Here is a 19133-nt window from a genome sequence, read left to right as displayed (position 1 = left end):
TCGGCGCCCTCGACGACGTCCTCCCGGCCATGGCCCTCCAGGTCCACCAGCACACCGGTGGCCTCCGCGTGGCCCCTGCGCCGCCGCCAGTCGGCCACCGCCAGCGCCAGGGCCGTCAGCAGGACGTCGTTCACGCCACCGTGGAAGGCGGCGGGCACTCGCGTCAGCAGAGGCTCCGTCCGCTCCGGCGGCAACGTCAGCCGAAGGTGGCGGACCGTGGCGGCCGTGTCCCGCGCCGGATCAAGCGCCCGTCGGCCCAGCAATGGGTCCGGGCCCGCGAACATGCCCGTCCACAGGGGAAGTTCGGCCAGTCGGGAGGGATGCCCGGCGAGGGTGGTGAGGTGTTCGGCCCAGCCCCGCAGCGAGGTGCCGACCGGCTCCAGCTCACGCCCCTCCACCGCCGCGGCCAAGTCCGGCAGCAGAATCCGCCAGGAGACCCCGTCGACCACCAGATGATGCGCCACCAGCAGCAACCGGCCGGGGGCGTGCGCGCCGTTGTCGAGCCATACGGCCCGGACCATCTCACCGGCCTCAGGTCTCAGCGGCCTGTCTTCCAGCGGATCCCGGTGCAGCTCCTCCGGGTCGGTCACCCGTGTGATCACATCGGCCGCGTCGACCGTGCCCCGCGGTCCGGTCTCCAGCCCCCAGACACCATCGCCCTCGCGTCCGAGCCGCATCCGCAGCGCGTCATGGTGGTCGAGCACCGCCTGCAACCCGGCCGTCAACCGCTCAAGGGTCAGCCCGGCGGGCGTACGCACCAACACCGACTGATGGAAACCGTCCACCGGCCCGCCGCGCTCCCGCAGCCAGTGCACGATCGGAGTCGGCGGCACCACACCGATGCCCTGGTCGGGGGTCGCTGTCGAGATGGTGTCCGCGTCCGTGGCGGCCGCGGCGAGCGCGGCCACGGTGGGGCGTTGGAAGACATCGCGCGGGGTGAAGACCAGCCCGGCGGCACGGGCCCGGCTGACGAGCTGAATGGAGACGATACTGTCCCCGCCCAGATCGAAGAAGTTGTCGTCCGCCCCGACACCCGACAGCCCCAGCACATCCGCGAACACCGCGCACAACGCCTCCTCGCGCGGGGTCGCGGGAGCCCGCCCGGTGACGGTCGGCCCGAAGTCGGGCGCCGGGAGAGCCCGGCGGTCCAGTTTGCCGTTGGGCGTCAGCGGCAGCCGATCCAGCGTGACGAAGGCGGCCGGAACCATGTACTCGGGCAGTTCCGCGGCCACATGCTCGCGCCACTCGGCCACAGCGGGGTCGCCCTCGGCCACCACATACGCCACGAGCTGCTTCACACCCGCGCGGTCCTCGCGAGCGATCACCGCCGTCTGCCGGACCTGCGGATGCCGGGCGAGAACCGCCTCGATCTCCCCCAGCTCGATCCGGAAACCACGCACCTTCACCTGCTCATCGGCGCGCCCGACAAACTCCACATTCCCATCCGCCCGCCACCGCACCACATCACCCGTGCGATACATCCGCGCACCCGCCCCGCCATACGGATCCGCCACAAACCGCTCCGCCGTCAACCCCGCACGCCGCACATACCCCCGGGCAAGGCCCTCGCCCGCGATGTAGAGCTCTCCGGTGACGCCGACGGGCACCGGCTGGAGCGCCGAATCCAGCACATACACCCGGGTGTTGGAGATGGGCCGGCCGATGGGTGGTGCCTGGTCGCCGGGGTCCGCCTCACGATCGCTGTACCAGGCGGTCGCATAGACGGTGGCCTCGGTCGGGCCGTAGATGTTGGCGATGCGGCAGCCCGGGATGGCGTGCCGGATGGCGACGACGGCGTGTGCCGAGAGGGCCTCCCCGGCCAGGACGACGGTCTTTGCGGAGGTGCTCACCTCGCCGTGTGCCAGCACCTGGGCGAACGCCGAGGGGACGGCGCTGATCAGGCTGCCCGACCAGCCGTCCGCCGTGCGCTCGGTGAGCGCGAGCAGGTCGCGCACCACTTCGATGCTCCCGCCGCCGCACAGCGGCCCGAACATCTCGAAGACGGAGACGTCGAAGTTGAGCGAGGTGGACGCGAGGACCCGTCTCAGCTCCCGGGGTCCGATGTCGGTGGCCGCCCAGGTGGCGAGGTCGACGGCGGCGGCCTGGGACACCATGACGCCCTTGGGGCGGCCGGTGGAACCCGAGGTGTAGATCACATAGGCGGGGTGCTGTGGCCTGAGCGGGGTGGTGCGGTCGGCGTCGACGGGGTTGCGGTCCGGCTGCCCGGCGAGCAGTTCGGCCGTCTCGGGGACGTCCAGGCGCAGTGTGACGTGGCCGTCGCCGCCCGTGGTGTCACCGTCGGCCGTGAGCACGATCGCCGGTCCGGCGTCGTCGAGTATGTAGGCGATCCGCTCGGCCGGGTAGCCGGGGTCCACCGGAAGGTAGGAGGCTCCAGCCTTGAGGACGGCGAGCAGCGCCACCATCATCTCGTCGGAGCGGGGCATGGAGAGCGCCACGAGGCTCTCCGGACCGGCGCCGTGTCCGATCAGCAGATGGGCGAGCCGGTTGGCGCGCCCGTTGAGCTCGGCGTAGGTCAGCGTACGGCCCTCGAAGACCACCGCGGGGGCCTGCGGGGTGCGGGCCACCTGGGCCTCGAACAGCTCGGGGAGCGAGGTGTCCGGCACCTTCCGCGCGGTGGCGTTCCACTCGTCCAGGACGCGCCCGCGTTCCTCGGGGGCCAGCAGATCGATCCGGCCGATGGGGGTGTCGGGTGCGGCGTGGGCGAAGTGGCCGAGGAGGTCGAGGAAGCGCCGCTGGTGGTCGGCGAGTCGCTCGAGGCCGTACAGCTCCGGATTGCCGTCCAGGTCGATGCGCAGCCCGCCGGCCGCGCTCTCGCAGCTTCCGGGCGGGCCCGGCTCCGTGGCGACCCGGCCGTCCACCACGAGCGACAGATCGTCGACGGGCCCGCCGCCGAGATTGTGCACGCTGCCGCGGTGACCGGCGAAGGTCAGGTCGTAGTCGACCATGACGATATTGATGTGCGGGCCGATGAGGCGGTGCTCGTCACCGGAGAGTTCGAGGTCGCGTCGCAGGTCCTCGGCGCGGTACCGCTGGTGTTTCAGCGCGCCGCGCAGTTCCTTGGAGGCCAGTCGGGCGGCCTGCGCCACGGTGGTGCCGGGGTGCAGGTCCAGCCGGAACGGCAGGACGTTGGACATCATCCCGGGGATGGTGCGGGCGCGTCCGGCGGACCGGGCCATCACGGGCAGGCCGAGGACGACCTGACGGTTGCCGGTCATCCGGTGCAGATAGACGCCGAGTGCGGCGACGAGGACGGCGGGCCAGGCGACCTCCGCCTCGCGTGCGGTGGCGCGCAACCCGGCCAGCGTCGGCTCGTCGAGAAAGGCGGTGCGGCGCGCCAACCGTTCGGGGAGCGCCGGGGTGTGGTCGGCCAGGCTGGTGGCGGCGGGCAGCTCGGCGAAGCGTGCCATCCAGTACGCGCGGTCGCGGGTGAACCGGTCGGAGTCCCGGTACGCGGCCTCGTCGCCGAGGAGTTCGGCCAGTGATCCGAACGGCGTCCCGGGGCAGGGCAGTCCGGCCGCGAGGGCCGTGTACAGCTCGGCGACACGGCGGCCGACCAGGGAGAGGCCGAGGCCGTCCATGACGATGTGGTGGTAGCGCTGGTACCAGAAGTACCGGTCGTCCGCCGCCTTGAACAGCGCGAAGGCGAACAGCGGACCGGCAGTGGGATCCACCGGCCGGCGCATCTCGGCGCGCATATGGCTCTCGGCGCTCGCGCGGGGATCGTCCTCGTGGCTGACGTCGATGAAGGGCAGGGTCCAGTCGACGTGCTCCTCGACCACCTGCGCCGCCTGGCCGTCCTCCTCCAGGAGCCGGATCCGCAGGGTCTCGGCCTCGGCCACGGTGCGGCGCAGCGCGCTTTCGAAAATCTCTGGGTCGATTTCGCCGTGAATATCGATGTATTCGGCGATGTTGAAGAGGGAATTCGTGGGCTGAAGCCGTTGGGCGAGCCAGATACCGGACTGCGCGGCCGTGAGCGGCAGGCTGGCAATCTGATAACCGGTCATGGTTCATCCGTCCTGATCGGGCGATGGCGCATCGATGATGAATCACTGGGACGCATGATTCATCCGACGCGACAAATTCGGAAGTCAACCACATCTCGGCAAGTTCATGGAAGTGAAATGACTTCCACTGCGAGATGTCGATCCGCAAGCGATATACCAAGCGGAGAACGCCTGAATTCTCAGCGCCGGCACAGGGAATGGCGGTGGGGACGGAGAACCCGGCGCGAGGGCTCCACGCACATTCCGGGCGGGCCCGGACGGGCCCGCGGTGCCTCAGCGGGCGGCGGCCTTGCGATAGGCGCCGACAGCGGCGGGGACGACGATGGCGAGCAGCAGCGCGATCAGCGCGAGGGACAGCGGGATGGGGTACTGGACGGGGAGGGCGCTCTTACCGGTGCCGGTCGAGGTGTTGCCGAAGAGTTCGCGGCAGGCGGCCACCACGGCACTCACCGGGTTCCACTCGCACAGCAGCCGCAGCCAGCCCGGCAGACCGTTCAGCGGAATGAACGCGTTGGAGAGGAAGGTGAGCGGCATGACCAGCATGAACGCGATGGAGTTGACCGCTTCGGCGCTGCGCGCCAGCAGTCCGATGAGGGCGCCCAGCCAGGACATGGCGTAGCCGAGCAGCAGCAGGATGCCGAATCCGGCGATGGCCTTGGGGATGCCCTGGTGCACCCGCCAGCCGATGAGGTATCCGACGATGGCCATCGTGACGCAGGCGATGACGGCGAGCGCCACATCGGAGAGGGTGCGCCCGATCAGCACGGCCGACCGGGACATGGGGAGGGAGCGGAAGCGGTCGACCACTCCGTTACCGAGGTCTCCGGCGACACCCAGCGCGGTGTTGCCCACATTGGTGAGCATCATCTGAGTGAAGATGCCGGCCATCAGATACGAGCGGTAGTCGCTGCCCGGAACGGAGATCGCGCTGCCGAACAGCACGCCGAAGACGATCACGTACGCGACCGGCATCAGCGTCACGCTGAGGAGCTTCTCCGGAATGCGGGCCAGATGCCGCATATGGCGGCCGAACAGTGCGGAGACGTCGCTGACGAGTTCCATGGTGCCCACGCCCTACCCTTCCTTGCTGGTGGTGCCGCCGGTAAGGGCGAGGAACACATCGTCGAGCGAGGGCCGGCGTACGGCGAATCCGATGGGTCGCACCTGGGCGGCGTCCAGGGCGGAGGCGGCCTCGGCGACTGTTTTGAGCTGGTCGCAGAGGGCCACGGAAACCATCCGTCCGGGTTGTTCGACGACCGGCTCCATGGCGGTGACCTCCCGCAGGGCGGTGACGGCCGCGGGGATCGCGGCGTCGTCCTGCACGGTCACCTCGAGGCGTTCGCCACCCACCTTGGCCTTGAGTTCGTCCGAAGTGCCGTCGGCGATCACGCGTCCGCCGTCGATCACCGCGATCCGGTCGGCGAGCTGATCGGCCTCTTCGAGGTACTGGGTGGTCATCAGGACCGTGACACCGCCGGCCAGTTGCTCGCGGATCATGTCCCAGAGGATGAGTCTGCTGGTCGGGTCGAGGCCGGTGGTCGGCTCGTCGAGGAAGAGCACCTTGGGGTCGGCGATGAGGCTGGCGGCCAGGTCCAGCCGTCTCCGGGTGCCACCGGAGTACGTCTTGACCGTGCGGTCGGCGAACTGGCCCAGGCCGAGCCGGTCGAGCAGCACCTCGGCGCGAGCCTTCGCCCCGCGGCGGCCCAGGCGGTGGAGCACCCCGACGAGCTGGAGGTTCTCCCGACCGGTGAGCCTTTCGTCGAGGGCCGCGTACTGACCGGTGAGGCCGATCCTGCGGCGCACCTCGCGGGGCTGAGTGCGTACGTCGTATCCGGCGACACTCGCGCGGCCCTCGTCGGCCTCCAGCAGCGTGGCCAGCACCCGCACCGTCGTCGTCTTGCCCGCTCCGTTGGGGCCGAGCAGGCCGAGGAGTGTTCCCGCCGGAACGGACAGGTCCACGCCGCGCAGCGCCTCGTGGTCCCCGTATCTCTTACGGATCCCCTCGGCCTCTATGGCTATATCCACGAATTCACACCTCACGCACTTGGAACATACATTGCATTGCATCGCCCGCCCATACGCAATGGGCGCATGGCGGCGACGAGTGGCGTACGCCAACAGCAATTAAAAAGTACGTGGCCCCCGTTCATTAAAGCGATAGGCCGTCACCAGAGAATTCCTTGGCGGACGGCAGCGTCACTTAAGCAGTCGGCACACACACCTGGCAAGGCCCGTCCGGACCATGACCCAATACCGGTCGGTAATTTATTGATCAACGGCAAGTGATGAGGGAGCGAGACCCCGGGGCCATATCCGATTTACCCTCATACCGCCGCACCGCTTGCCGCCGCCAACGCCCGATCGCGCCCGTGGACATGACGGTCGGACATCTGTCGTTCCGGTGGCCCACCGGCTTTATCCACTCGGGGAACATCGCGTAAATTCTGGCGATCTTCTCAGGCGAGGCAACCGCCAGTGCGTCATCTCACAGCCGGCCGAGGCGTCACGAGGCTCACAACGCACGCGGCTGCTTCGAAACGGCGCAGACCGTGCGTTGGGGGCGCGGGTGCGTCATGCAGTGACCCGTTCGGACTCCGCGCGCCCTGCCGGTGGCCACGGGCCGCGGCAATGATGAGCGAACCGCACGTAATCCACGACTCCGCACACCTGCCCTGTGGCGGGTGGATACGCGGTGGAAGGAATGTACGTTGTTGCTTCTCATCTCCCCGGACAGCGTCGACGAGGCCCTCGACTGCGCCAAGGCGGCCGAGCACCTCGACATCGTCGATGTCAAAAAGCCCGACGAGGGCTCGCTCGGTGCGAACTTCCCGTGGGTCATCAGGGAGATCCGCGACGCGGTCCCGGCGGACAAGCCGGTATCCGCCACCGTGGGAGACGTGCCGTACAAGCCCGGCACGGTGGCCCAGGCGGCGCTCGGTGCGGCCGTCTCCGGAGCCACCTACATCAAGGTCGGCCTCTACGGATGCGCGACGCCCGACCAGGCCATCGATGTCATGCGCGGGGTCGTCCGGGCGGTGAAGGACTACCGGCCGGACGCGTTCGTCGTCGCCTCGGGCTATGCCGACGCCCACCGGATCGGCTGTGTCAACCCGCTCGCACTGCCCGACATCGCCCGCCGCTCCGGTTCCGACGCGGCCATGCTCGACACCGCCGTCAAGGACGGAACACGGCTGTTCGACCACGTTCCGCCCGATGTCTGCGCGGAGTTCGTCCGGCTGACCCACGAGGCCGAGCTGCTCGCCGCCCTCGCGGGCAGCGTCAAGGCCGGCGACCTCGGCGAACTCACCCGCATCGGCACGGACATCGTGGGGGTGCGCGGGGCGGTCTGCGAGGGTGGCGACCGCGATGCCGGAAGGATTCAGCCGCGACTGGTGGCGGCCTTCCGGGCGGAGATGGACCGGCACGCCCGGGACTACGCGGCCACCGTCGCCACCGCGAGCTGACCGCGAACATGCCGACACAGCAGCCCCGTCGCACGCCGGGGCCCCTCGGCGAGCGCTTCGCCGTTCTCGATCCGGCGACGGGCACGGCCTTCGACGAGGCTCCCGACCAGCGGCCGGAGGAGTTGGACGCCATCGTCGGCCGGGCCCACGATGCCTGGCGCGGCTGGCGGGCCGACCCCGTCGCCCGCACCACCGCGCTGTTCGCGGCGGCCGACGCCGTGGAGGCGGCCGGGGCCGACCTCGCTCCGCTGCTCACCCGTGAGCAGGGCAAGCCCCTGGCCGAGTCGTACGCGGAGATCGCCCGCACGGCGGCCCGCCTGCGCTACTTCGCCGAACTGGGCCCGGTGCCCGAGCCGATCACAGACGGCCGGCCGGTGCGCACCGAACTCCGCTGGCGACCGCTCGGGCCCGTCGCCGCGATCGTCCCGTGGAACCTTCCCCTCCAGCTCGCGTCGGCGAAGTTCGCGCCCGCGCTCGCCGCGGGCAACACGATGGTGCTCAAGCCCTCCCCGTTCACGCCCCTGGCCACACGGCTGCTGGGGGCCGTCCTCTCCGCCGCCCTCCCCCAGGACGTACTGACGATCGTCACCGGTCGCGAACCCCTCGGTGCCCGCCTCGCGTCCCATCCGGGAATCCGCCATGTGACCTTCACCGGTTCGATTCCCACCGGCCGGGCCGTCGCCGAGGGCGCGGCGGCCTCGCTCGCCCGGGTCACCCTGGAGCTGGGCGGCAACGACGCCGCCATCCTGCTGGAGGACGTGGCGGTGGAGCGGATCGCGGACCGGCTGTTCTGGGCGGCGTTCCGCAACTGCGGGCAGGTCTGCATGGCGGTCAAGCGCGTCTACGCCCCGGCCCGGCTCTACTCCCAGGTGGTCGAGGCCCTCGCGGAGCGCGCGAAGACCGTCGTCGTCGGACCCGGACTCGACCCGGGCTCGCAACTGGGGCCGGTCGGCAACGCTCCCCAGTTGGAGCGGGTCGAGCGCTGCACGGCCCAGGCCCTGGCGGACGGTGCCAGAGCCGTGGCCGGTGGTCACCGGCTGGAGGGGCCGGGCTACTTCTTCGCCCCGACGATCCTGGCCGATGTCCCGCCCGGCAGCCCGGTGGTGACGGAGGAGCAGTTCGGCCCGGTCCTGCCGGTGCTGCCGTACGGGCGCCTGGACGAAGCCGTCGAGGCGGCCAACGACACCGGCTTCGGGCTGGGCGGCTCGGTATGGGGGACCGACCTCGACCGGGCCGAGGCGGTGGCCGGCCGGCTGGAGTGCGGGACGGCGTGGGTCAACCACCACGCCGAACTGTCCCTCGCCCAGCCCTTCGCGGGCATCAAGGACAGCGGTGTCGGCGTCGCGGGCGGGCCGTGGGGGCTCTACGGAAACCTCAGGCCGTTTGTCGTGCACCGTCCGGAGGAGGCGTGACGAAGAGGTTCGGTGCGGCGGTACTGCGCTCGTACGAGAGCCCCTTCGCCGTCGAGGAGGTGAGCTTGGGCGCGGGGCCGGCCGACGGCGAGATCCTGGTCAGGATCGCGGGCTGCGGGATGTGCCGGACCGATCTGGCGGTCCGGCGTTCGGCGGGCCGCTCACCACTGCCTGCGGTGCTCGGCCATGAGGGGGCCGGGGTCGTGGTGGAGACGGGCGGCCCGGACACCGGCCTGAGCGTCGGCGACCATGTCGTGCTGAGCTTCGACTCCTGCGGACACTGCCGGAGCTGTCTGGGCGCGGCCCCCGCCTACTGCGACTCCTTCGCCTCGCTCAACCTCTTCGGAGGGCGCACGGAGAACACGGCACGGTTCACCGACGCGGCAGGGGCCCCCTTGGCCCCCCGGTGGTTCGGCCAGTCCTCGTTCGCCGAATACGCGATGGTCCCGGCCCGCAACGCCGTCCGGGTCGACTCCTCGCTGCCCATCGAACTGCTCGGACCGCTCGGCTGCGGCTTCCTCACCGGCGCCGGAGCGGTCTTCAACTCCTTCGGTGCCGGCCCCGGCGACAGCATCGCGGTCTTCGGCGCGGGAGCGGTGGGCCTGGCCGCGGTGATGGCGGCCACCGCCACCGGGGCGGTGACCGTGGCCGTCGACCGGCACCCCGAACGGCTGGCCCTCGCCGAGCGGCTCGGCGCGAGCCCGCTGCCCGCCGCGTCGGCCGGCCTGCCCGAGCGCATCCGGCAACTGACCGACGGTGGCGCGCGGTACGCACTGGACACCACGGGCTCCGCCCAGCTCATCAACGACGCGCTGCGGGCCCTGCGCCCCACCGGCCACCTCGGCCTGGTGGCCCGGCTCCACACCGCGCTGCCGCTCGAACCGGGCACGCTGGACCGGGGCCGGAGGATCTCCCACATCTGTGAGGGGGACGCGGTGCCCGGACTGCTGATTCCACGGCTGACCGCGCTGTGGCAGGCCGGGCGGTTTCCCTTCGACCAGTTGATCCGTACCTACCCGCTCGCCGATATCAATGAGGCCGAACGCGACTGCGACGCGGGCCGCGTGGTCAAACCCGTCCTGATTCCGGAGCGGACGGGCCGATGAGCGAGGCGCTCGACGCCACCGCCCATCCGATCGACCGCCACATCATGCGTACTTCGGATTCCTCGTATTCCTCGGATTCCTCGGATTCCTCGGATTCCTCACTGTTCGTAGTCTCTGCTCGCGCCAAGGGAGGACACATGGTCGGCACAGCGCATCGGAGCGCCGGTGTGGAAGGCGTGGAAGGGGGTGTGGGCCTGACCGCACTCCTGGTCGCCGCGGCACGGGCGATCGAGACCCACCGCCACGACAGCCTGGCACGGGATGTCTTCGCGGAGCATTTCGTGCTCGCCGCACCGGCGTGCGCGGACTGGCCGGTCCGCATACAACAGGTTCCGGCCGGAGACGCGGATCCGCTGTGGGGGCGATTCGCGCGCTACTTCGGACTGCGGACGAGGGTCCTCGACGACTTTCTCCTCCGGTCGGTACAGGCGGGAGGCGCCCGCCAAGTGGTGTTGCTCGGGGCGGGGTTGGACACACGGGCGTTCCGGCTCGACTGGCCTCCCGGGTGTGTGATCTTCGAGATCGACAGGGAAGGCGTGCTGGCGTTCAAGCACCAGGTGCTCGGCGGACTGCCGGCCACCCCGAAGGCGGCGCGCGTACCGATCCCGATCGATCTGCGCGCCGACTGGGTCGGAGCGCTGACCGACGCCGGCTTCGACAAGGCCGCACCGAGCGTCTGGCTGGCCGAGGGGCTCCTGTTCTACCTGCCGGGCGCCGCCGAAAGGTACCTCATCGACACGGTGGACCTGTTGAGCACCGGCGGCAGCGCCCTGGCGTTCGAGGTCAAGCTCGAGAAGGACTTGCTGGCCTACCGCGACAGCCCGCTCTACACCTCTACGAAAGACCAGATCGGCATCGACCTGCTCAATCTGTTCGACAGCGAGCCGCGCCCCGACTCCGCGGGTGATCTGGCGGACAAGGGCTGGTCCACATCGGTCCACACCCCCTTCGACTTCACCCGCCGCCACGGGCGCGGCCCGCTGCCCGAGCAGAACGACGCACTGGCGGGCAACCGGTGGGTGTTCGCGAACAAGCCCCGGCCGTAACGCCGCCGTCGGACGGTCTCGCCATGCCGGTCCGCACATCGAAGGTGTACGACGCGTGCCGCACCGGGTTCACTCGACGAGGCGAAGCCAGGCCGCCGCGAGTGCGGCATGACCGGCCGGCGTCGGATGTACGCCGTCCGCGGCCCAGTACTCCGGCCCGGTCGTCGCGGCGAGCTCGGCGAACATGCCGTCGGCGGCGAGCAGCCGCGCGCCGTACTTGCGGGCGAGTTCGCGCACGACCTGGATCTTCGGGTCCAGATCGATGCGCCACTCCTTGCGCTCTTTCTCTCCGATGCGCACGACACCGGCACCGGCCTCGACCATGCCGTGGATCGGCAGGAGGAACGGCTCGATGAGGATCAGCTTCGTGCCCGCCTCGGCGAGGGGCGCGAGCAGGCGGTCATAACCCGCTTCGAACTCCTCCGCCGGGATCACGTACCCCTTCGGGTCCAGGGTGTGCCAGCCCATGTCGTTGACTCCGACGAGGATCGACACGACATCCGGGCGCGCGTCGAGCACGTCTGTCTGCCAGCGGGCCTCGAGGTCCATCACCTTGTTGCCCCCGATTCCGGTGTTCAGCCAGGTCACGGGCCGGTCCGGATGCCGGAGTCCCCATTCGCCCGCGACGCGCAGCGGGTAGCCGAATCCCAGGCCGTCTTCGCTCTCCAGCCGTTGGCAGTCGGTGATCGAATCGCCGGTGAACATCACGGTGCTTCCCGGTCGGACAGTGATCGTCATGCGCGCTCCTGAAACTCGGGTGGGGAGAGGAAACCGAATGAGAACGGTGATATCCCGGCGGTATGAGCACCCGCCAGGACCTCCCGAAAGGTGCCGGACCCCACCGACGTCGGACCGACAAGCCCCCGATGCGCCACCGACATGCTGGGCGCCCGTCAGGCGCCGAAGCGACGGCGCGCGTCCTCGATGTGACCTAGGTACTGGTGGGTCCAGCCGCACATGCCGTCGACCGTCGCGCGCAGGGCCTGGCCCGGCTCGGTGAGGGTGTACTCGACCCGGGGCGGCACGGTGGGGTGGACCTTCCGCTCGACCAGGCCGTTGCGCTCCAGCATGCGCAGATTCTGGGTGAGCATCTTATGGCTGACGCCCTCGACGTCCTTCCGCAACTCACTGAAGCGCAGAGTTCGCTCACCGAGCGCCTCGATGATCAGGAACGCCCACTTATTGGCGACGTCCGAGAAGATCTCCCGTGCCAGAGAGTCCGCGCGCCTCAGGTCCGCGTCCTCGGGCAGGCCCTTGAGCAGTTGCTTGGTCACCATCAGGTTCCCCAGTCACCGAAAAGTGCGTTCTTCCAGGTCGGCTTCCACTCTCCTACAGTTCCCCAGTAACTATAAGAGAGCATGAAAGAAAGGGCGAGCACCATTGGCCACCCACGATGTCTTCAATCACCACGTGCCGGCCGAGAGCGACTTCGGCTACTCGCAGGCGATCAGGTCCGGCGATCTCATCCACGTCTCGGGACAGCTCTCGCTCGACGAGACGGGTGAGTTCCGCTACGCGGGCGACTTCGCGGCCCAGCTCGAGCAGACCTACATCAACCTGGACAAGGTCCTGGACCACTACGGCGTCACCCGGAACCAGGTCATCTCGCAGACCCTGTATGTGGTGAACCTGCTACAGCGCGCCGCGGCGACCGCCGAGGGCAACCTGGCGTACTTCGGCGACCACCGCCCGGTCAGCACGGTCCTCGGCGTCACCGAACTGACCTTCCCCGGCCAGGTCATCGAGATCAGCTTCATCGTCGACACGAAGCTGCCCGCCTGAGCCTGTCCATCACGGCCGCACACCGGGCGGCGGCCGGCCATAGCCGGCCGATATCGAGCTTGCCGCTTGCCCTGGCGCGCCCTGGACAATTCTGCCGTCGCCGCCGCCGTCGCCGCCGCCGCCGCCCACTGGCCCCCTGACCACGAACCGGGCCAGTGGGCCGACGGCTCGGCGGCGACGGCCCGGTGCCTCCCGATCCGCTGTCGCATCGAGACTCCGAGCCCGCGCCATCACGGACGGGCCCTCAGTCCGTCCAGCGTGAGGTCGAGTAGGCGCTCGGCCCGCTCCCGGTGTTCGGGCATGCCCGAGGTGAGGGCGATGCCTTCGAGGGCGGCGCCCATATCGGTGGGGCTGATGTCGGTGCGGATCGTCCCGGCGGCTGCACACGCGTCCATCAGGGCGGGGATGGCAGCCTGGACCATCTCCCGGCTGTGGCCGTAGGGGTTGCTTCCCTCGGCGGCGATGGCACGCAACGCGTCGGCCATGCCGAATTTCGCGGTGACGTAGTCCAGGAAGAGGCGTTTCCAAGCGCGCAGGGCTTCGACGCGATGGTCGCGACAGGCAGCGGCGACGGCAGCCCGACAGCGCGACGAGATTGCCATCCAGCCGGCCGCCATCGCGTCGGCGATCGGATACGCCATCGAGCAGCCCGCCGGCGTCGACATCAGCGAGGTCGTCGTCCGGCCCACCGTGCAAGCCTGGCAGCCAACGTTTCCGGCCGGGTGGGCCGACGGGGAAGACGCGCCGGAGCGTCACGCAGCAAGTGTCTGTGCCGCCGCCACCGCGGGCAGGGGCGCCACCGGGATGCGCACCGGCGCGACCGGGTCATTGGCGGGCCGGACGCGGTACGTGGTCTTGCCCGGATCCACGAGGGGGTCACCGAGGGTGATCCGCCCCTGGGAGTACAGCCTGTCGCATACGGGGGTGGGCAGAGCGACGTAGCAGCCTCCCCTGTCGGCGGCATGGTCGTACGGCTGCCAGTAGCCGTACCTGCGGCGGCCACGTGCGTGCACGGTGAGAAACACCGGAGTACGGGAGTCGGACATGACGCGGAGAACGCCGGCGTCGGCGGCAGCCTCGAACGGGACGTCGGCACGGGAGCGGGACTGGTAGAGGACGGGGGACACCATGGCTGCCTTCCGAGGGCCGGGACTCACGATCAGCTACGCCAATTAAAGCAGCTATTCGATCTTGCTGGCAGAACTTCCGCCGGAAACACGGCACTTGGGCGAAGACAGAGGGGGAACGTGAGCACCCCAGCGATGCCCGCTCCCCGCCGTGCCCGCGAATCGTCGCCGCCTCGCCGGCCGAACGGTGTCAGCTACCGGGCAGAACGGCCGGGGAGTCGGCCAGGCGGTCCATCAGGCGGGCGGCGAGCAACAGGACCTGGCGCTCGGTCTCATTGAGGTCGGCCAGGGCGATGTCGAGCCATGCGTCGCGCTGTGCCATGTCGCGGTCGAGGGCCTCGTCGCCCGCCTGCGTGATCGCCAGCACCTGCTGTCGGCCGTCGCGGGTGTCACGCGTACGGCTGATCAGGCCGTCGCGTTGGAGCTCGGCGAAGACCCGGGTCAGGGATTGCGGCTGCTGACGGTCGGCGGCGGCGAGGGCACCGGCCGACATGGGGCCGTCGAGGAGGGTTCACCTGAAGGCCCGATCGCCCATATTCCATCGGCGGTGATGCTACGTGATGCTTACGTTTTCGATGCCGCTGCGCCGGACACCGCACTTCGACCCGAAGTGGATGCACCTGCGGGCAACCGCCGTGACCATGGCCACCGTGCTCGGTGCGTACGGCTGTGCGCTGCTCATCGAGCAGAAGGCCGGACCGCACGTGGACAGCATCGTGCAGTGCGTCGTGATCGCCTCCGCTCTCGGCCGGATACAGCGGGTCCTGGACCGGACGGACCGGCTTCTGTCATGCGCCGTGCTGCCATGCGCGGCGGCCGGCGGAACGGAGCTGACCACGCTGATCCGGCACCATCCTCAGGTGGGTGACGTGGTGTTCGTCCTGGCCGTGGCTGGGTCGATCTGGTTGCGGCGGTTCGGGCTCCGCGCCGCACGGGTGGGCACTCTCGTCACATTGCCGCTGGTCGCCGTCCTGGTCGTGCCCGGTGGCACGGGGGCCGTGGGCGGGCACGAGCGGACCGGGTGGGCGGCGGTGATGGCACTGGTCGCGGTCGCCTGGGGACGCTGCTGATGTGGGTGGCGCAACGTATCGGCCTCGTCGGCAGGCCACCGGCGGCCGAGGTGGTCACGGCAGCCGGTCCGGCGCGCCGCGGGATACCGGCCGGCACCCGGATGGCATTGCAGATGGCGGCCGCGCTGGCCGCGGCGTTCATCGCGGGCCGGATGCTGTGGCCGGCCCACTGGGCCTGGGTGGTCCTCACGGCGTTCCTGGTCTCCAGCGGTGCGCGAAGCCGCGCGGATGTGCTGGTGAAGGGGGTGTGGCGAACGGTCGGCGCATCGGTCGGCACGGTGGTGGCGGGGGCGGTCGCCGGATCGTTCGGGCCCCGGTCGGACACCGTGGTGGTGCTGATCTTCGCAGTGCTGACGGTGGGCACCTGGCTGCGGGAGTTGAGCTACGCGTACTGGGCGGGCTGTGTCACGGCTGTGCTGTCGCTCCTCTACGACTGGTTCGGGCGGAGCCCGGGGGACTTGCTGCACACCCGGCTGGCGGCGATCGCGGTCGGCGCGGCCATCGGTGTTACGGCGTCCTGGCTGGTGCTGCCGATCCGCACCTCCTCGGCGGTGCGGGCCCGCACCGCCACCACGCTGGCCGCCCTGATCGAGCTGCTGGAAGCCGACTGGCGCGACGGGCGGGCCGTCCATCTGGCCCGGGCGCGCTTGCGCCACCGCGTCGAGCAACTGGAGGTCACCACCGCACCGCTGCGGGTCCTCGCCGCGCTGCCCCTCCCTCACGCGCTGTCCGCACGGCGACGGCGGCACATCGGGGCGCTCGGGGCGCTGCGTGCCATGACGGCCCTGCGGCGCTGCGCCGGACCTGTTGGTGATCTCACCGCCGCCATCACCTCCGCGCCGGACGCGCTCGCCGACGACCCGAACCTGGGCCGGCGGCGCGAGGAGGTGGCGGCGCACGCACTCGCCATACGCCGCGCCATCGGCCGTGGCCATGCGGACTCTCGCCGCGATCGACGCCCAACTCGGCGTCCTCACAAGGGTGTTCCGTCAGCCGCCGGTCACACCCGCGTCGAATCCGGCCGTGCCCACCCCTCGGTTCGAGAAGCGCATGAGCTGACCAGACGCAGTATTGATTTCCCCAGCAGCACATGGAGGTTGGATGAGTATCGACAGGTCCATTTACCGGGACGCGACCGAGCTGGCCGAACTGATCAGAACACGGCAGGTGTCGGCGGTCGAGGTGATGCGGGCGCATCTGGACCGGATCGACGAGGTCAACCCACGGCTCAACGCGATGATGACGGTGCTCACCGAGCAGGCGCTCGCCGCGGCACGCGCCGCTGATGACTCGGTCGCGGCCGGTGCCCCGCTCGGGCCCTTCCACGGTGTGCCGTTCACGGTCAAGGACGCGCTGGACGTCGAGGGCGTCGTGACCACGCGTGGCTCCGTGCTCTTCCGCGACCATGTCGCGGCGGCGGACGCGACCGCGGTGGCGCGGCTTCGGGCGGCCGGTGCCATTCCGCTGGCCAAGACGAACCTGCCCGAGTTCTCCTACTGGACCGAAACCGACAACCTGCTCATCGGCCGGTGCCGCAACCCCTGGGATGTGGAACGAACACCGGGCGGTTCCAGTGGCGGTGAGTCGGCCGCGATCGCCGCCGGGATGTCACCGCTCGGGCTGGGCAGCGATATCGCCATCTCGGTGCGTGGCCCGGCGCATGACACGGGGATCGTCGCACTGAAGGCAACCCGGGGCAGAATTCCGATCACCGGACACTGGCCGGATGTTCCCCGTCGCTACTGGCACGTCGGTCCGATGGCGCGCAGCGTGCGGGACATCGCGACCTCGCTGCGCCTGCTGTCCGGACCCGACGGCGCGGATGGTGAGGTGCGGCATTCACCGCCCCCCACCGACCCTCCGAAGGAGTTGGCAGGGCTGCGCGTCGGCTGGATGGCCGAGCCCGGATTCGGTCCCGTGGACGGTGAGGTGGTGGCCACGGTCTCGGCCGCGGCCGATGCGCTGCGCGAAGCCGGCTGCACCGTCGAACCCGCTCCCCTGGAAACCCTGGAGACGGTGGACGGGACCGAGCTGAGCGCCATCCTGTTCGCCGCGGAGACGGGGCCGTACTTTCGGCGAGTGGCCGCCGGCCGCGAGTCGGAACTGCACATCTCCATGCAACACACGATCGACACTCCGGAGGTGTCGCTGGACGACTACATCGCCGCGCAACAGCGAGTTGAGGCGCTCAGTTCGCTGTTCGCCGGATACTTCGAGCGCTACGACGCGCTGCTGTGCCCCGTGTGCCCCGTACCGGCCCCGCCCCATGCGCAGCGGACGTTCCGTGCCGGGGACCGGACGGTACCGGCGAGCGGCATCATGCGCGCCACCGTGCCGTTCAATCTCACCGGCCTGCCCGCGCTGTCGTTGCCGTTCGGGGCCTCCGGCGACCAACTGCCGATCGGTGTCCAGCTCGTCTCCCGCTGGTTCGACGAGGCGACCGTCCTGCGGCTGGGCGCGGCACTGGAGTCGGTCAGTCCCGTCCGCCACCGCTCCCCCGACCTCGCCGGTCGCTGATCCCTTCGTCCGCGCGCGGGTGTCGGCCGCGCCCGGCCGACCCGTCGCCGACTCGTCACCAGCCGCTGATGCGGTCCCAGACGGCCTGGACGACGGGTGCGTCCGTCGCCGTGCGGCCACTGTCGATGACGTGGTAGCCGCGGTGTTGGGCGGCTGTGGCGCAGGCGTGGTTGGGCAGGATACGCAGGCGGGTGCCGACGGGCAGATCGGGCAGGGCGGCGCCGTCGCGGGCGGTGATGGTGCCGTGTTCCTGGCTCGCGGCGCTCATCACCAGACCGGGGATCGGATGCCCGTCCAGGTCGGTGACCAGGCCGTACCCCTGGTCCTGCGGCTGGGTCGCGGTGCCGCGGTCGCGGGACATCGCCATCCAGCCGCCGTCGGTGACGATCCAGCCGTACTCGGGGCGATGTCCGATGACGGTGACGACGACCGACAGCGCGAGGTCGTCGATCCGGCACACTCCGAGACCGGCCATGACCAGATCGAAGAAGACGTAGTTGCCCGCGCGCAGCTCGGTGACGCCGGTGAGATCCTCGGCGGCGTGTGCGGTGGGCGTCGAGCCGACGCTGACGGTGGCCACGGGCAGCCCGGCGGCGCGCAGCTTCTCGGCGGCGGCCACGGCGGTGTCGCGTTCGTTCTTCGCCGCCAGTCGCCGCTCCTCCGCGGAGTAGGCGAAGTAGGACTCGCCCGCATGGGCCAGCACACCGTCCAGGCATCCGGCGTCGTGCAGGGTGCGACCGATGTCGACGAGGGCGGGGGCGTCGGCCTTGAGACCGCCGCGATGGCCGTCGCAGTCGATCTCTATCTGGGTGGGAATGCCGATGCCCTCCCGGCGGGAGGCTTCCGCGACGAAGTCGGCCTGCTCGGTGCTGTCCAGCAGGACGCGGAGGGTGACACCGCGGCGCAACAGGGCGATCACACGGGGGAGTTTATGGGGGGCGATGCCGACGGCGTAGGTGATGTCGGTGTAGCCGCCGTCGGCGAACGCCTCGGCTTCGGCGAGCGTGGAGACGGTGACGGGGTGCGGCGCACCGCCGTGCATCAGGGCGGAAACGTCAAGGCTCTTGGCCGTCTTGACGTGCGGCCGCAAGGCGACGCCGAGGTGGTCGGCCCTGGCCGCGAGGCGGTCGATGTTGCGCAGCGCCTTGTGCACGTCGACGACCGCGAAGGGGGTGTCGGGGTCGGCGAGCGTCCCGGTAGTGGTGGAGGGGGTGGTGGTCATGGGGGTGAGGTCCGTTTTCTCGAAGGTTGTTCCCGTCGCCCGGATCGCATGCACACCGTCGCCCTGGGGCATGGCCCGCGTCCCGCGCTCACATCATCAACTAAAATTCCACTTCTAGACAATAGCGCTAGCTTACGTGTCCGGGCGGGCTGGCCAGCAGAGCGACAGTCCGCCGGGGCCCATCAGGCCGGGGAGCGCGTCATGGGCATACGGGCGCCATCCTGTGGCAGACCGGGCGCCACCCCGGGGCAACGGACGCAACGACGCCCCGGACGCACGCGGACGACTCAATGCGGGATGCCGTGGATGCGGCCGACCGGGAGTGACGGGAATGATTCGGCTCGCGATGTTGTATAACGTTC

The 19133-nt window shown here is 70.2% G+C and carries 16 protein-coding genes and 1 pseudogene; 8 read left to right on the top strand and 9 right to left on the bottom strand.

Annotated features, from left to right (window positions below; translation table 11 throughout):
- From KN815_RS00690 to KN815_RS00680, 3 genes are all read right to left on the bottom strand, one after another.
- The coding region (locus tag KN815_RS00690; protein ID WP_216339109.1) for a non-ribosomal peptide synthetase at nt 1-4025 on the bottom strand (4025 nt) is incomplete at its 3' end.
- A gap of 273 nt (nt 4026-4298) precedes the next feature.
- Nucleotides 4299-5087: an ABC transporter permease gene (locus KN815_RS00685; protein ID WP_216339114.1), complete on the bottom strand. Its 789-nt coding sequence runs from the start codon at nt 5085-5087 to the stop codon at nt 4299-4301.
- Between the two features lie 12 nt (nt 5088-5099).
- Nucleotides 5100-6050, bottom strand: coding sequence for an ATP-binding cassette domain-containing protein (locus KN815_RS00680; protein ID WP_216339108.1), 951 nt, complete (start codon nt 6048-6050; stop codon nt 5100-5102).
- A 683-nt stretch (nt 6051-6733) separates the two neighbouring features.
- Between KN815_RS00680 and KN815_RS00675 the strand changes: the two genes are divergently transcribed.
- The 4 genes from KN815_RS00675 to KN815_RS00660 all read left to right on the top strand — a co-directional run bounded on the left by KN815_RS00675 (nt 6734) and on the right by KN815_RS00660 (nt 11053).
- Nucleotides 6734-7489: a (5-formylfuran-3-yl)methyl phosphate synthase gene (locus KN815_RS00675; protein ID WP_216339107.1), complete on the top strand. Its 756-nt coding sequence runs from the start codon at nt 6734-6736 to the stop codon at nt 7487-7489.
- A gap of 8 nt (nt 7490-7497) precedes the next feature.
- Nucleotides 7498-8901 (top strand): aldehyde dehydrogenase family protein, encoded by a 1404-nt coding sequence (locus KN815_RS00670; protein ID WP_216339105.1) that lies wholly within the window; start codon nt 7498-7500, stop codon nt 8899-8901.
- The gene (locus KN815_RS00665) at nt 8898-10007 is read left to right on the top strand and encodes an NAD(P)-dependent alcohol dehydrogenase (protein WP_216339103.1); all 1110 of its coding nucleotides are present in this window, start codon (nt 8898-8900) and stop codon (nt 10005-10007) included. Before KN815_RS00670 ends, KN815_RS00665 begins: the two co-directional genes overlap by 4 nt.
- A 137-nt stretch (nt 10008-10144) precedes the next feature.
- Nucleotides 10145-11053 (top strand): class I SAM-dependent methyltransferase, encoded by a 909-nt coding sequence (locus KN815_RS00660; RefSeq protein ID WP_216339101.1) that lies wholly within the window; start codon nt 10145-10147, stop codon nt 11051-11053.
- Nucleotides 11054-11122: 69 nt separating this feature from the next.
- Here the strand turns inward: KN815_RS00660 and KN815_RS00655 are convergent, their stop codons facing one another.
- Together KN815_RS00655 and KN815_RS00650 are read right to left on the bottom strand one after the other, a co-directional pair.
- Complete coding sequence (locus tag KN815_RS00655; protein WP_253208654.1) at nt 11123-11758, bottom strand: GDSL-type esterase/lipase family protein; 636 nt, start codon at nt 11756-11758, stop codon at nt 11123-11125.
- A gap of 188 nt (nt 11759-11946) precedes the next feature.
- Nucleotides 11947-12330, bottom strand: coding sequence for a winged helix-turn-helix transcriptional regulator (locus KN815_RS00650; RefSeq protein ID WP_216339097.1), 384 nt, complete (start codon nt 12328-12330; stop codon nt 11947-11949).
- 103 nt (nt 12331-12433) lie between these two features.
- On the opposite strand from KN815_RS00650, the gene KN815_RS00645 reads away from it, so the two are divergent.
- Complete coding sequence (locus KN815_RS00645; RefSeq protein WP_216339095.1) at nt 12434-12835, top strand: RidA family protein; 402 nt, start codon at nt 12434-12436, stop codon at nt 12833-12835.
- Nucleotides 12836-13065: 230 nt separating this feature from the next.
- Here the strand turns inward: KN815_RS00645 and KN815_RS00640 are convergent, their stop codons facing one another.
- The 3 genes from KN815_RS00640 to KN815_RS00630 form a co-directional block, all read right to left on the bottom strand.
- A complete protein-coding gene (locus tag KN815_RS00640) occupies nt 13066-13524 on the bottom strand; it encodes an SbtR family transcriptional regulator (RefSeq protein ID WP_253208653.1) in 459 nt (152 codons plus the stop codon).
- Nucleotides 13525-13587: 63 nt separating this feature from the next.
- Nucleotides 13588-13965 carry a hypothetical protein gene (locus tag KN815_RS00635; protein WP_216339093.1) on the bottom strand — a complete coding sequence of 126 codons (378 nt, stop codon included), beginning with the start codon at nt 13963-13965 and terminating at the stop codon, nt 13588-13590.
- A 187-nt stretch (nt 13966-14152) separates the two neighbouring features.
- A complete protein-coding gene (locus tag KN815_RS00630; RefSeq protein WP_216339091.1) occupies nt 14153-14455 on the bottom strand; it encodes a MarR family winged helix-turn-helix transcriptional regulator in 303 nt (100 codons plus the stop codon).
- Nucleotides 14456-14519: 64 nt separating this feature from the next.
- On the opposite strand from KN815_RS00630, the gene KN815_RS00625 reads away from it, so the two are divergent.
- The 3 genes and pseudogenes from KN815_RS00625 to KN815_RS00620 all read left to right on the top strand — a co-directional run bounded on the left by KN815_RS00625 (nt 14520) and on the right by KN815_RS00620 (nt 17549).
- Complete coding sequence (locus tag KN815_RS00625; protein WP_216339089.1) at nt 14520-15032, top strand: hypothetical protein; 513 nt, start codon at nt 14520-14522, stop codon at nt 15030-15032.
- Nucleotides 15032-15532: pseudogene (locus tag KN815_RS49850) on the top strand (FUSC family protein); the annotation flags it as partial. The gene KN815_RS00625 and the pseudogene KN815_RS49850, both read left to right, overlap by 1 nt.
- Nucleotides 15533-16133: 601 nt before the next feature.
- Nucleotides 16134-17549 (top strand): amidase, encoded by a 1416-nt coding sequence (locus KN815_RS00620; protein WP_216339087.1) that lies wholly within the window; start codon nt 16134-16136, stop codon nt 17547-17549.
- 55 nt (nt 17550-17604) lie between these two features.
- On the opposite strand, the gene KN815_RS00615 is transcribed toward KN815_RS00620, so the two are convergent.
- Nucleotides 17605-18771, bottom strand: a complete 1167-nt coding sequence (locus KN815_RS00615) for a DSD1 family PLP-dependent enzyme (RefSeq protein ID WP_216339085.1) — start codon at nt 18769-18771, stop codon at nt 17605-17607.
- Nucleotides 18772-19133: the final 362 nt, after the last annotated feature.

It is taken from the genome of Streptomyces niphimycinicus (assembly GCF_018883605.1).
GTDB lineage: Bacteria > Actinomycetota > Actinomycetes > Streptomycetales > Streptomycetaceae > Streptomyces > Streptomyces niphimycinicus.
This window is presented reverse-complemented; position numbering and strand designations above follow the sequence as displayed.